Consider the following 12,613-nt stretch of genomic DNA (forward strand, 5'->3'; position numbering starts at 1 on the left):
TATCGCCGCCTGTGAAAACGGCCGGACTAGTGCAGCGGAAATATGAGGTTATCGTAGTGACAAGCGACAATGTTCAATATTTTTCGGCAACACTCTATTTTGACGACGGCGCGACCAGAGCCTGGACTACCGGTCTCGAGCATTTCGGCCAAGCGAATTTGCTCTTCGACACGTCGTCGGATAACCAAACGGAGGCTCTTCTTGCCGTATTTGGGCTTGGACATCTCGCCGTCCACGGAAAATGCTTCAACGCGGGCGAAGCCGTAACCTCATTCGACCTTCTTGCCCGGTTTGAATCCGCCGAGATGGGCGGGCAGCCCATGCTGCGGATTGTCAAACACGAAGCCGGCCAAACTGTATTGAATCGGCCGGGCTAGCAACAACAGAGCATTTTCATCCCCACTATGGAAATGCCGTCTTTCGCCACGCTTTCTTTGCGGTCGGATGACGAGTTTTGTTCTGGCGAGCTGGGGAAAACGCTTCGCGTATATCGACAGGGCGTGAATTATGGTGCTCCAAGGAATGGCAAAGCCTGACGCAATCTCTTCAAACGGACGACAGGCAAATTCCAAGGGACGCCAATGTTTGCATTCACACCTTTCCTTCGCGGCACCGTCGTAATGTCCGTAGCCATTACGGCGCTTCATGCCGGTAGCGCTTCGGCTGCCGAAATCGATCCCGCATTCTATGATGCGGCCCTGTGCAATCCGCCCTATTCGATGACATCGGCGACCGAAATTTATGATGCCGCCGAAAAACTTGCAAAGGCCGACACATCGTCTTTGGGCGCGGCTATCTATAAGCTTCCGAACCAGATCGGCCGCGATGGGTTTGAGAGTGACGAAGTCTTCTTCGCCAATGGCGCAGTCGGTGTTTTGATCAAGGGCCAGCGTGCCGATGCTCTGGCAGCGAAATATGATTTGAAACCGGAAACCTCAGACCTGATGGGTACATCGAGCAAGGGTTATGCCCGGCAGCTTCCGCAGGACCAGCAGCCGCCTGAAGGTCTGGCTGGACCGGGAAAAGTCTCCATTGTGGCGCGCGAAGGTGCGGCACTTGGCGACAAGACCCTGTTGGCGTGCGAATTCGCAGCGGACTGAATGGTGGCGAAGCACTGCCAATCCTAACGCCTTGACTAACAAATGTAATTGCCGCCCGCATACCGCTTTCACAGCTCTTCTGCTGGCGGGCGGCTACATATTCATATCGAGGTTTGTTTCATACGCCGGCCTGATCGCCCAGGCCGGCGCCGCTTGGAACAATCTCAGGATTTCGCCTGAGCGCCCTCATGGAAATGGATAGGGGCGTGGTGCAGATAGTGCGCAACCTTTCGCTTGGCGGCGATATCGGTCCAGACGAAACGGACATTGTCCTCCGTCAACCCGGTCGCCGTGGCGATCTCGGTTGCAGGCATGCCGTGTTCCAGACCGTAGAGGCAGATATCCATCTTGTCGTAAGGAAGCGCGAAATAGAACTCTTCCTGCGTCTGCGGCATGGAATAGGTATCCGTTGTCGGCGGGCGGGAGCGGATTTCCTGCGGGACGCCGAGATGGGCCGCGAGTTGATAGACCTGTGATTTGTAAAGATGGGCGATCGGCTTGATGTCGGCAGCGCCGTCGCCGTTCTTGACGAAGAAGCCCTGGTCGTACTCCAGCCGGTTCGGGGTTCCGAGCACCGCGAAGTTCAGGCGGTCGGCGTGATAATATTCGAACTGCTTGCGCGTGCGCTGCTTCATATTCGTCGCCGCAACGATGCCGAGATAGGCTTTTGCGGAGAGGCGAACCTTGCGCGTTTCGCCCGATGGCGAACGGACGACCAGCGAGGAAATATTATAGGCACCGGTGCTCATGGCGTTGTCGAAGACGATCTTGGAGGCCCAGCCCGGCCCGTATTCAGGGACAACCTCGCGGATGAAGCCATCGCGCCTTTCATAACAACCCATGGCGGCAAGCGAAGGGCCGATATCTTCCAGCACGCAGTCCATACCCAGCTTCGTCGCCAAAGCCTGCCCCAAGCGCAGGCTTTCCGGGTCGGAATCGTTTTCCGGCATGAACAGGCCAATAACATTTGCTGCCCCGAGCGCGTGAACGGCAAGTGCGGCGCAGACGCTGGAATCGATACCGCCGGAAATGCCGAGCACCAGCCCGCGCTTGCGCAGGTTGAAACGAAGCGACTGGCGGATTTTTTCCGCGATACGCTCTACCTCCGCCGCCGCATCAAGTTCAAGCGGCGAGAAAGGCAGGCTCTGTGCATTGTTCGTCATCGATTGTTCTCCGTATCTTGAGCAGCGAGGCGGCGACTGACCTTGCCGGTATCCGTCGTCGGCAGGAAATCGCGAAATTCAACCAGTGTTGGCACCATGTGGGTTTCGAGGTGCAGAGCGCAGTAGCGCATGACGTCTTTTGCGGTGATCGCCTCGTCGGATGCGATCACGATCGCCTTCACCGCCTGACCGAAAACCTCATGCGCAACGCCGACGACCAATGCGTCCGAGACGCCCGGCATGGCTTGCAGAACGGCCTCGACCGCCTGCGGCGCAACCTTTTCGCCACGCGACTTGATGATATCGTCCTTGCGGGCAACGAAGGTGAGATAACCCTCGGCATCGCAGGTAAACAGGTCGCCGGTGTGAAGACGCGTCCGGCCCGTTGCGGCATCAACGCGCAGCGCGCGCGCTGTGGCAGCCTCGTTGCGCCAATAACCGCGCATGACGTGCGGCCCGCTGACCACGAGTTCGCCGACCTCTCCGGGCAACAGGCTGTCTCCGTCCTTGTTCACCACCGCGATGGCAGTGCCCGGAATGGCGATGCCGACAGAACCGCGTTTCCTGTCGAGGTCTTCCGGCGGCAGAAAGCTGATACGGGTACACTCCGTCTGGCCATACATGCAAAACAGGTGCACATGCGGCAGAAAGGTCCGCAGCCAGTCGCTATGGGTGGGCGACAGGGGTGCAGCGGCAGCGGTGACGTAGCGCAGGCTTTCAAACAGCGCCGGCGGCAGATCGCGCGTCTGCATCATGATGGACAGCATGGTCGGCACCAGCGCGAAGCCCGTGATCCGCTCGTCGCGGATACGCTCGAAAATCAGATGCGGATAGGCGAAGGATTTCTCGATCACCAGCGTACCGCCGACGAAAACGCTGGAAAGCAGCTGGTTCAGGCCATATCCGAACGAAAGCGGCAATACTCCGAGCAGAATATCTTCCGGCCTATTGCCGAGATACGAGGTAATCGAACGGACGGCCGCATCCATGTTATCATGCGCCAGCATCACGCCCTTTGGCTCGCCGGTGGAGCCAGATGTATAGATGATTACTGCCAGATCGGTATCGAGCAGGTTTTGCGGCAGCGCGCCTATCGGTTCCTCGAGCATCGCGTCAAAATCGACACCATCGGCCGTCGGGTTCGGCGCGCCGGAAACGATGCGCAACAACGGAGAAGAACCGGCCGCATCCGAAACGACCTTTTCCAGCCGGGCCTCGGCAACCACCGCAAAGGGCGTACAACTGTCCAGAATTTGCGAAAGGCGTGCGGCCTTGGACGATGGGTTGATGGGGCAGGCAACAGCGCCCGCCATCCAGCAACCGAAAACCGCAACCGCCTTGCGCCAGCCATTGTCCAGCACAAGGACGACACGGTCTCCCGGGCTTGCGCCTCGCGCTATCAGAGCAGTGGCGAAAGCCTCGCTCATCGTCTTGAGTTCGCCGTAACTCAGGCGCGTCTCACCGGCCACCAGCGCCGTCTTGCCGGCATGGCGCTCCGCACTTCGATGCAGGTAGTGGTCGATACGCAATTGGCGCTTCCCGAAATTTCAGGCGGTCTGCTTGCGACCGATGAAGGCGGCGATGTTGTCGATCGTATCGAGATTGGCCGGTACGATATCGCCGTCGGCAACGCGGACGCCGTAGCGTTCCTCGATGAAGCTCACCAATTCGAGAATTCCCGTGGAATCGACCATGTCATTGTCGATCAACGAAAGATCGTCGCCAAACGGCCGGCTTTCGTCACCGAACAGAAAGTTTTCGATGATGAAACCGCGAATTTCGGCTTTCATGCCGGTGCTTTCATTGGTCATTTGGAGCTTCCTTCGATTTTTTGCGATGACATTGTGGAATTCTGGGTCGTGGCAGCATGCAGAAGCTGGGTCGAGAGTATGCCGACGAAGGCGGCGTTGTCGCGAAAGCCGGTAGCCTGTTTTTGCCGCACCTTGGTTGTCAGCTTTTCCACCGCCTGGGCATGGAACAGGCCGGTGGTCCTCACTTGACCGGTGGAAAGTACGGTGTCGAGATAGCCGGCATCCGCGAAGGCTTCAGCGTCGGGCGCGCGATAGGGCTGCTTGGGTCGGTTTAAGATCGCATCGGGCACCAGCTCGGCTGCAGCCTGTTTAAGGATATATTTTTCCTTCAGACCGTGCAGTTTCGCCTCGGGATGGAGCGCTGCGGCAAAGTCCACCACACGGGGATCGAGGAACGGAAACCGGCCTTCCACTCCATTTGCCATCATGACCCGGTCTCCCTGACTGGACAGAATATAGCCGGGCAAGAGAAATGCTGTCTCGAGGTACTGCGCCTGATGAAGCGGATGCCAGCGGCGGAAATCCTCCGGCAACTGCGCGGCAAGATCGGCCGCAGCGTCGTAGTCGCCAAGCTGCGCTTTCAATTCCGCTGAAAAGAAGATTTTCGCCGCCGCCGTAGAGCGCAAGCGCGGCCGATGGGAAAACAGCGGTTCGTCGGTGGCTTCTGCGCCGAAGGAGAAGAAGCGTGCCAGATAATCCGGCGTCTGCTGTTTCAGTCCCGGAAGGTAGGGATAAAGCCGCTGGAACAGTTTCGGCCGGCGAGCAGATTGCGGCTGGCGGCTGCAAAAGCGCCGTACCCGCGCTTCGCGGAAAATATCGTAGCCAGCGAACAGCTCATCAGCACCTTCACCGGTCAGCACCACCTTCATTCCCCGTTCGCGCACATGCCGGGAAAGCAGGTAAAGCGGCACCGGTGCTGTGCGAAGAATGGGCGTCTGCACGTGCTCCATGACCTCAGGCATGTATTGCGCTATGTCCGCAGTTGAGCACTCCGTGGTTTCGGATGCGACGCCAAGATGCTGGCTCATTGTTTTCTGCCAGATACTTTCGTCGTGCTCCGCACTTTCGAAGGCCAGCGAAAATGTGCGCAGGCCTCGGCTAACGCTTTGCGCAGCCAGGGCAGAAACGAGGGAGGAATCGAGCCCGCCGGACAGATAGGAGCCGACAGGCACATCGGCGCGAAGCCTGATCCGCGTTGCGTCGGCCAGAAGCGCCGTCAGCTCTTCCACCTGCGCGCCAAGGCTTGCCGGCGGCGCCATGTCCTTGCCGTCAGGATAGGAAAGCTGCCACCAGCGCCGTACCGTGGACGCGCCATCGCGCAGGATCATCAGATGACCGGGCGGCAATTCGTGAATGCCGCGAAAGGCGGTGCGCGGCGGCAACGGGAACCAGAAGGTGAATATCTGATCCAGCGCCACCGGATCGATCTCGGCCTTCATTCCCGGCAACGCCAGAAGGGCCCCGATCTCGGATGCGAAATAAAACGTACCTTCATGCCACGTATAATAAAGCGGCCGGACACCCATCCGGTCACGCGCAAGCACCAGCGTTTCGTTGCGGGCGTCGTGCAGGGCGAAGGCAAAATCGCCGTTGAATTCGTTGAGGCAATCCAGCCCCTTGTCGCGATAGTCATGCAGGATGACTTCGGTGTCGGAGTGGGTGCGGAAATGGTGGCCGCGCGCGGACAGCGTTTCGCGCAGTTCGACGTGATTGAAGATTTCACCGTTGAAGGAAATGGCAAGATCGTCTTCGACGGTGCGCATCGGCTGCGCGCCATCTGCAATTCCCACAATCGCCAGCCGTGCGTGGGCAAGGCCGACATCGCCGCGCAGCAGGGCTCCATGCGCATCTGGACCACGATGCTTAAGACGCGACGCCATCAGCGCAAGGCGCTCGTTTGCGCGCTCGGCCGGCATGTCGTGTCGATAAAATCCGGCAATTCCGCACATTACTCGACCGCCTGACCAAAGCTGTCACCGATGAGGCGCGTCCAGCTTTCACCGCAAAAGCCGTTAAAAAATGCCGTTCCATCCGTCGCTGCCTTGAGGAGGTCCGCATTGCGCGAATGCACGATGGTGGATGACGCATGCAGAAACGTGCATTTCTTACCGAGCATCGCCCGCAGCAGTGCCGGCTGGGTGCGACCTCTGATGGCCGCGAGACCACGATCATAGGCATTGCGGATCAGCCGGTCGATCACGATCTGCTCCTGCCCGGGCACGGCCATGATCTGCAGCGTCCGGCCGATGCCCGTTGGATTGCCGTGGTAAAGAAAAAGCCCCACCGCCCTGCCGCCGCGGGCCCTCACAATCCGCTGGACTGGTTCGCCGTGCAGACGTTTGCGTTTGGCGTGTTGGAGCATGTGCAACAGGCTTTCCTCGGTCCAAACGGGATGGAGCGGAAAGTGGCCGACGAGTTCGCGTGCCAGACGCGCGAATTCGGTATCGCTCGCGTCGTCGTCGGTAAAGCTGTCCACCTTGTCCGGATGTGATGCGTAATAGGATAATGCTCGCCCATGGCCACGCGCCGAAATGGTGCGGTCGATGATCTTGCTGAACGGCGTCAGCGCGCGGAAAGTGCTGGAGAAACGATCAGCGGCTATTTCCAGCCCGAATGAAGCCGGGCGTAAAATCCGCAGCCAATCGAGACTGTAGGAGGCGAGCAGCTGGCCGCGCATCGTCTTCCACATATCGGCGGAAACGTCGTTGATCGTCTCCCCGAATGTCAGCTCCTGAGGTCCACCCAAAACTTCGCGCAGCAAACGCGCTCCGGCAAAGGGATCGGTCTCACGGTCTTCAGCGACAAAGGAAGAGCAGACAGCGGCCTGTATGTTCCGGCCATTAAGTTCCATTGCCACGGGCAAAACGCCCAGAAATCCAGACACGCGGCCATCGTCGCGCACATAGACCTTGGAGTGAATATCCGGATTTATATTTGAATTTTCGAGAAAGACGGCGCGCAAATATGAGGTCAGATCATCTGTCGCGGCCCCATCTTTCTTCCGCAAAAAACGGTGAAACATGTCAGCCACGGACACGAGATCGTCCGCAATAAATGAGCGTATTTCAGACATACTCGCCGCTTCTTGCCGGATAGATATTTAATCGAAAGTAATTATCATTCCTATTCTGCCGCAGGCGTATTAATCAGAAGTTATGTGCCGGCGTTTTTTCGCGTGATTGTGGCGTTTTGCAAAGAATTTGACGGGTAATTTCAACCCTAGAGCGCGTCCGGTTTCAACTGAATTCGGTGGACGCGCTCTATATCTTTGGTTTCAAACGTTTTTCCGGACGTAAAAGTCCTACGTCCGGAAATACTTTAGTATTGGACAGACAGGGAATCGATTGGCGCAGCTTTCGGCGGTGCGAACTTGGTCAGATCGATACCTACCACGGCGGCCTTGTATTCCTCAGCGCTCGGTGTGCGGCCAAGGATTGCCGACAGTACCACGACAGGGGTCGAGGCCAGCAGCGATTCACCCTTCTTCTCGGCGGTGTCCTCAACAACGCGGCCCTGGAAGAGACGGGTCGAGGTTGCCAGAACAGTATCACCCTTCTCCGCCTTCTCCTGGTTGCCCATGCAAAGGTTGCAGCCCGGGCGCTCCAGATAGAGGATGTTCTCGTATTCCGTCCGGTTGGCAGTCTTCGGCTTGAGATCATCGAACTCGAAGCCGGAATACTTCTGCAGGATTTCCCAATCCCCTTCCGCCTTCAGCTCGTCGATGATGTTATAGGTCGGTGCCGCGACCACGAGCGGCGCCTTGAACTCGACCTTGCCTTCGGCCTTCTCGATGTTCTTCAGCATCTGGGCGACGATCTTTATGTCGCCCTTATGCACCATGCACGAACCGACGAAGCCCAGATCGACCTTCTTGGTGCCGCCGTAATAGGACACCGGACGGATCGTGTCATGGGTGTAGCGCCGGGAGACATCGGTGTTGTTGACGTCGGGGTCGGCGATCATCGGTTCGTCGATCACGTCCAGATCCACGACGACTTCAGCGAAATATTTCGCATTGTCGTCAGGGGCCAGAGCGGGCTTTTCGCCCGAGCGGATTTCGGCAATACGCTGATCTGCCTTGGCGATCAGGCCCTTCAGTGTCTGGGCGGCATTATCCATGCCCTTGTCGATCATGATCTGGATACGCGACTTGGCGATTTCCAGCGACTCGATCAGCGTCTCGTCTTCAGAGATACAGATCGACGCCTTGGCCTTCATCTCGGCCGTCCAGTCGGTAAAGGTGAAGGCCTGGTCAGCGAGCAGCGTGCCGATATGGACTTCGATGATGCGGCCCTGGAAAACGTTGTCGCCATGCTGCTTCAGCATCTGCGCCTGCGTCGCATGGACAACATCGCGGAAGTCCATATGCGGCTGCATCTTGCCCTTAAAGGTGACCTTGACGGATTGCGGGATCGGCATGGTCGCCTCGCCCGTCGCCAGTGCCAGCGCCACAGTGCCAGAGTCGGCACCGAAGGCCACGCCCTTGGACATGCGGGTGTGGCTGTCGCCGCCGATGATGATCGCCCAGTCGTCCACGGTGATGTCGTTCAGCACCTTGTGGATCACGTCCGTCATCGAATGATAGACGCCCTTGGGGTCGCGGGCAGTGATGACGCCGAAGTTGTTCATGAAGGACATGAGCTTCGGAATGTTCGCCTGCGCCTTCTTGTCCCAGACGGAGGCCGTGTGGCAACCCGACTGGTACGCACCATCCACCAGCGGCGAAATGACGGTCGCCGCCATCGCCTCAAGTTCCTGCGCCGTCATCAGACCGGTCGTGTCCTGCGAGCCGACGATGTTGACCTTCACGCGCACGTCGGAGCCGGCATGCAGCACCTTGCCGGGCGTGACGCCAACGGCATTGCGGTTGAAGATTTTCTCGACGGCCGTGAGGCCCTGGCCTTCGATTGAAATTTCCTTGTTGGGCGCAAAGACCGGGGTGGCCTCGACGCCAAGCGTTTCAGCCGCAAACGTCTGGAGCTTCTTGCCGAAGACGATGGCATAGGAGCTGCCTGCCTTCATGAATTCCATCTTCTGCGGTGTGAAGGAGGATGAGAGATCGACCAGTTCCGTGCCGTTCTCGTCACGAAGCTTGTAGTTCTTGGCGTCGATCTTCAAAACGGTGCCGGTCTCAACCGAATATTTCTGCTCCAGAACCGGATTGCCGTCATTGTTGAGGATAGGCTTGCCGTCTTCGCCGAGTTTCTTCACCCAGTTCTTCAGGTTGATGCCGATGCCGCCCGTCACATCGACAGTGGTGGCGAAGATCGGCGAAATGCCGTTGGTGCCAGCAACGATCGGGGCGAAGTTGACGAAGGGCACATAGGGGCTGGCCTGCTTGCCGGTCCACAGCGCCACGTTGTTGACGCCCGACATGCGCGACGAGCCGACGCCCATCGTGCCCTTTTCGGCGATCATCATCACCCGCTTGTCGGGATGCTGCTTCTGCAGCGCGACGATTTCCGCCTGCGCTTCCGGCGTGATCATACACTGGCCGTGCAGCTGCCGGTCGGAGCGCGAATGCGCCTGGTTGCCCGGGGACAGAAGATCGGTCGAAATATCGCCTTCGGCGGCGATGAAGGTCACGACCTTGATCTCATCCTCGACATCGGGAAGCTTGGTGAAGAACTCAGCCTTGGCATAGCTCTCAAGAACGCCCTTCGCGACGGTATTGCCCGCCTTGAAGGCATCACGTAGCCGGAACATGTCAGCGTCATAGAGGAAGACCTGCGTCTTCAGCACTTCGCCTGCCTGCTGGGCAAGCCCGGCATCATCACCAAGGGCGATGTCGAGCAGCGCTTCGATGGAGGGGCCACCCTTCATATGCGACAGCAGTTCGAGGGCGAAAGTGGGCGTGATCTCCGGAACGACAGTTTCGCCCAGAATGATCTGCTTCAGAAAGGCGGCCTTGACGCCGGCAGCGCTCGTGGTGCCTGGCAAGGTGTTGTAAATGAAGAATTTGAGGGCATCCGCGCGATATTCGCTACCGGTATCCCTGATCAAGGCAATGATTTCGCCGGTTAATCCGCCATCGTCGATCGGCTTGGGAGCGAGCCCTTGAGTTTTTCTGCTTTCGATCTCAGCCAGGTAATCCAAGTAAAGGTTCATCGCAATCCCAACGTCATGAGGTGTATGGCGCCGAAACGCAGCGCCACGAAACACTATTGTTAATCGGCCCAGGGTCCTATCGATTTCGAGTACGTCAACCAGGGCCGGAAGGCAAGATAGCGCACTCTGTTTCTGTTTTCGATAACGGGACAGGAGAACATGCGGGCAGGCATGCCGTCTGCCGTCGTGCCCTCAGGGATGCGCCCGGCATTCCTCCCCGCGGCCTGCCGTACGCGATGCCGGCAAACCATTGCGTCACCGATAGAAGCAACGTCGAGCACAAAAAAATCCGGCCACCGAGGAGGTGGCCGGATCAGGCATGCAGAAGATAAGAGCAATCACATCTTCGGAAGCAGAACCTTGTCGATGACATGAATGACGCCGTTCGACTGCTTGACGTCGGCGATCGTCACATGCGCAACACCACCCGCTTCGTCGGTCAGGGTAATCTTGCCCATGCTTTCCTTCGCCTTGAGGATGCAGCCGCCGACCGTCTTCACATCATGGGTGCCGTTGTCATCCTTGATCATCTTCTCGATGGCGCTGGACATGGCATCGGCCGCCACGACATGACAGGTCAGGATCTTGGTCAGCTGCGCCTTGTTTTCCGGCTTCAGCAGAGTTTCGACTGTACCCTTCGGCAATTTGGCAAAGGCCTCATTGGTCGGAGCAAAGACCGTGAACGGTCCCTTGCCCTGAAGGGTTTCTACGAGACCGGCAGCCTTGACGGCCGCGACCAGCGTGGTGTGATCCTTCGAGTTGACGGCATTCTCGATGATGTTCTTGTTTTCGTACATTGCTGCACCGCCGACCTTTGGATTTTCAGCAAAGGCACCCGAAGCAAGAGTCGAGATTGCCGTCGCAAGGGCGAGCGTACGGATTGCGGACTTGAACATTGAATATTCCTCTTCCCTAATCGCCTCGGCGCGGAAGCGCGCCTCTGAAGGCCTATCGTTCCCGTCTCGGGGAACAGCACAAGTGACGAGAGCGACAGGAGGAAAGTTTCAAGCAAAAGGCAGTTTCATACGATCGCTTGCTACAGCGCTGATTCATTTCGGCTTTTTGTCAACCGAATTACACTCGCGATCGGCCAGCGCGCAGTGATCTGCAAACGGAGCAACCCTAACAAGGGGCGAAAGCTCCCCGCAAACATTCGATTTACAACGCTGCCGTCGGCGCTAGCAGCTGGAGAAGCGAAGCCAAGAGCATGTTGCCACCCGCAATACTATGCTCCTGCTCCACATATTCAGCCTCATTGTGACTGAGACCATCCCGGCAGGGTACGAAAATCATGGCCGATGGCGCGACGCGGTTCATAAAAAGCGCATCGTGGAATGCGCCGGAGAGCATTCTCTTTGTTGCAAAGCCCCGCTCTTGTGCGGCCTGATCCAATACGGCAAGTAATTCATCCGGAAAACTTGCCGGCGGCATGTCGAAAATCTGGGAAATAGTCGCCGAGCAGCCTGTGTCCGCCGCTGCCTGCTGGATCGCCATGCGGATTGTCTGCTCCATGACGCCGATTGTTGTCAGCGAAGGGTGTCTAAAATCGATCGTGAAGCGCACCGTTGCCGGGATCGCGTTCACCGCGCCGGGTTCAAGGGCCATTCGGCCAATCGTGAAACGCGCGGCCGGATCGGCCGGCATGATGTCGCGATAGAGTTCAGCAAGCGCGTTGGCCGTGGCTTGCATGGGGTCATGCCGATATTGCAGCGCCGTTGTTCCAGCGTGGGCGGTCTGCCCTTCGATAATCACCTCCAGCCAGCGCGTTCCCTGTATGCCGGTGACGATGCCGATCGGTAAGCCCTCTTTTTCCAATGAAGGGCCTTGCTCGATATGGACCTCGAGATAAGCGAAAACCGGCGTGCCCAGAGGCCGCATCGCGGCAACCGGGAGACTTTCCAGCGTGGCGGAGAGTTCATCTGCGAAAAGCGCACCGTCAGTCGCGCGCATGGTCTCCCAGGCGCTTGGAATTGAACCGGCGGCAAAAGCCATGGAGCCCATGCAGCCCGGCGCGAAGCGGCAGCCCTCTTCATTCGTGAACGATACGACCTCCACCGGCCGCTCGGTTTCCACCCCGCAATCCTCGAGTGTTTCCAGAACCTCAAAAGCTGCGAGCGTGCCGAGCGCACCGTCAAAACGACCGCCTGTGGGCTGACTGTCGAGATGACTTCCGATAAGCAGCGGCGACAGATCCGGGTTGCGCCCCTCGCGGCGAATGAACAGATTGGCAATCGGGTCCTGAAAGACTTTGAAGCCGCGCTGCAGCGCTAGCTCCGTCAGCAATTGCCGCGCCTGCCGGTCGAGGCCGGTCAAGGCCTGGCGGTTTACGCCACCCTTTGCCGTCGCGCCTATTTGCGCAAACCGGTCGAGTCGATCGATAAGTCGCTGCCCGTTGATCGAAAGAGTTTGCGTCATCATCATTTCCCCGTTT

The 12,613-nt window shown here is 58.3% G+C and carries 10 protein-coding genes; 2 read left to right on the forward strand and 8 right to left on the reverse strand.

The window, feature by feature from the left end:
* Positions 1-56: 56 nt before the first annotated feature.
* Both ACQZ63_RS13930 and ACQZ63_RS13935 read left to right on the forward strand, forming a co-directional pair.
* Complete coding sequence (locus ACQZ63_RS13930; RefSeq protein WP_448799284.1) at positions 57-377, forward strand: hypothetical protein; 321 nt, start codon at positions 57-59, stop codon at positions 375-377.
* A 204-nt stretch (positions 378-581) separates the two neighbouring features.
* Positions 582-1,100, forward strand: a complete 519-nt coding sequence (locus tag ACQZ63_RS13935; protein WP_019566862.1) for a hypothetical protein — start codon at positions 582-584, stop codon at positions 1,098-1,100.
* Between the two features lie 164 nt (positions 1,101-1,264).
* Here the strand turns inward: ACQZ63_RS13935 and nadE are convergent, their stop codons facing one another.
* The 8 genes from nadE to ACQZ63_RS13975 form a co-directional block, all read right to left on the reverse strand.
* On the reverse strand, positions 1,265-2,263 hold the full coding sequence (nadE, locus tag ACQZ63_RS13940) for an NAD(+) synthase (protein ID WP_038494818.1): 999 nt from the start codon (positions 2,261-2,263) through the stop codon (positions 1,265-1,267).
* Positions 2,260-3,792: a class I adenylate-forming enzyme family protein gene (locus tag ACQZ63_RS13945; RefSeq protein ID WP_038494815.1), complete on the reverse strand. Its 1,533-nt coding sequence runs from the start codon at positions 3,790-3,792 to the stop codon at positions 2,260-2,262. Before ACQZ63_RS13945 ends, nadE begins: the two co-directional genes overlap by 4 nt.
* Positions 3,793-3,810: 18 nt before the next feature.
* A complete protein-coding gene (locus ACQZ63_RS13950) occupies positions 3,811-4,074 on the reverse strand; it encodes an acyl carrier protein (RefSeq protein WP_003518245.1) in 264 nt (87 codons plus the stop codon).
* On the reverse strand, positions 4,071-6,023 hold the full coding sequence (gene asnB, locus ACQZ63_RS13955) for an asparagine synthase (glutamine-hydrolyzing) (RefSeq protein ID WP_038494812.1): 1,953 nt from the start codon (positions 6,021-6,023) through the stop codon (positions 4,071-4,073). The genes ACQZ63_RS13950 and asnB overlap by 4 nt, the downstream gene beginning before the upstream one ends.
* Positions 6,023-6,925 carry a hypothetical protein gene (locus ACQZ63_RS13960; protein WP_233285234.1) on the reverse strand — a complete coding sequence of 301 codons (903 nt, stop codon included), beginning with the start codon at positions 6,923-6,925 and terminating at the stop codon, positions 6,023-6,025. The genes asnB and ACQZ63_RS13960 overlap by 1 nt, the downstream gene beginning before the upstream one ends.
* 467 nt (positions 6,926-7,392) lie before the next feature.
* Complete coding sequence (locus ACQZ63_RS13965) at positions 7,393-10,182, reverse strand: bifunctional aconitate hydratase 2/2-methylisocitrate dehydratase (RefSeq protein ID WP_019566858.1); 2,790 nt, start codon at positions 10,180-10,182, stop codon at positions 7,393-7,395.
* Between the two features lie 338 nt (positions 10,183-10,520).
* Positions 10,521-11,078, reverse strand: a complete 558-nt coding sequence (locus tag ACQZ63_RS13970) for a fasciclin domain-containing protein (RefSeq protein ID WP_003518253.1) — start codon at positions 11,076-11,078, stop codon at positions 10,521-10,523.
* A gap of 262 nt (positions 11,079-11,340) precedes the next feature.
* A complete protein-coding gene (locus ACQZ63_RS13975; protein ID WP_111802296.1) occupies positions 11,341-12,597 on the reverse strand; it encodes a Zn-dependent hydrolase in 1,257 nt (418 codons plus the stop codon).
* Positions 12,598-12,613: the final 16 nt, after the last annotated feature.

The organism is Agrobacterium sp. CG160-95, assembly GCF_053521725.1.

Bases quoted from the DNA above. Each gene is read 5' to 3' on its own strand.
- ACQZ63_RS13950 (WP_003518245.1), bottom strand. From the start codon at position 4,074: ATGACCAATGAAAGCACCGGCATGAAAGCCGAAATTCGCGGTTTCATC.
- asnB (WP_038494812.1), bottom strand. From the start codon at position 6,023: ATGTGCGGAATTGCCGGATTTTATCGACACGACATGCCGGCCGAGCGC.
- nadE (WP_038494818.1), bottom strand. From the start codon at position 2,263: ATGACGAACAATGCACAGAGCCTGCCTTTCTCGCCGCTTGAACTTGAT.
- ACQZ63_RS13975 (WP_111802296.1), bottom strand. From the start codon at position 12,597: ATGACGCAAACTCTTTCGATCAACGGGCAGCGACTTATCGATCGACTC.
- ACQZ63_RS13960 (WP_233285234.1), bottom strand. From the start codon at position 6,925: ATGGAACTTAATGGCCGGAACATACAGGCCGCTGTCTGCTCTTCCTTT.
- ACQZ63_RS13970 (WP_003518253.1), bottom strand. From the start codon at position 11,078: ATGTTCAAGTCCGCAATCCGTACGCTCGCCCTTGCGACGGCAATCTCG.
- ACQZ63_RS13965 (WP_019566858.1), bottom strand. From the start codon at position 10,182: ATGAACCTTTACTTGGATTACCTGGCTGAGATCGAAAGCAGAAAAACT.
- ACQZ63_RS13935 (WP_019566862.1), top strand. From the start codon at position 582: ATGTTTGCATTCACACCTTTCCTTCGCGGCACCGTCGTAATGTCCGTA.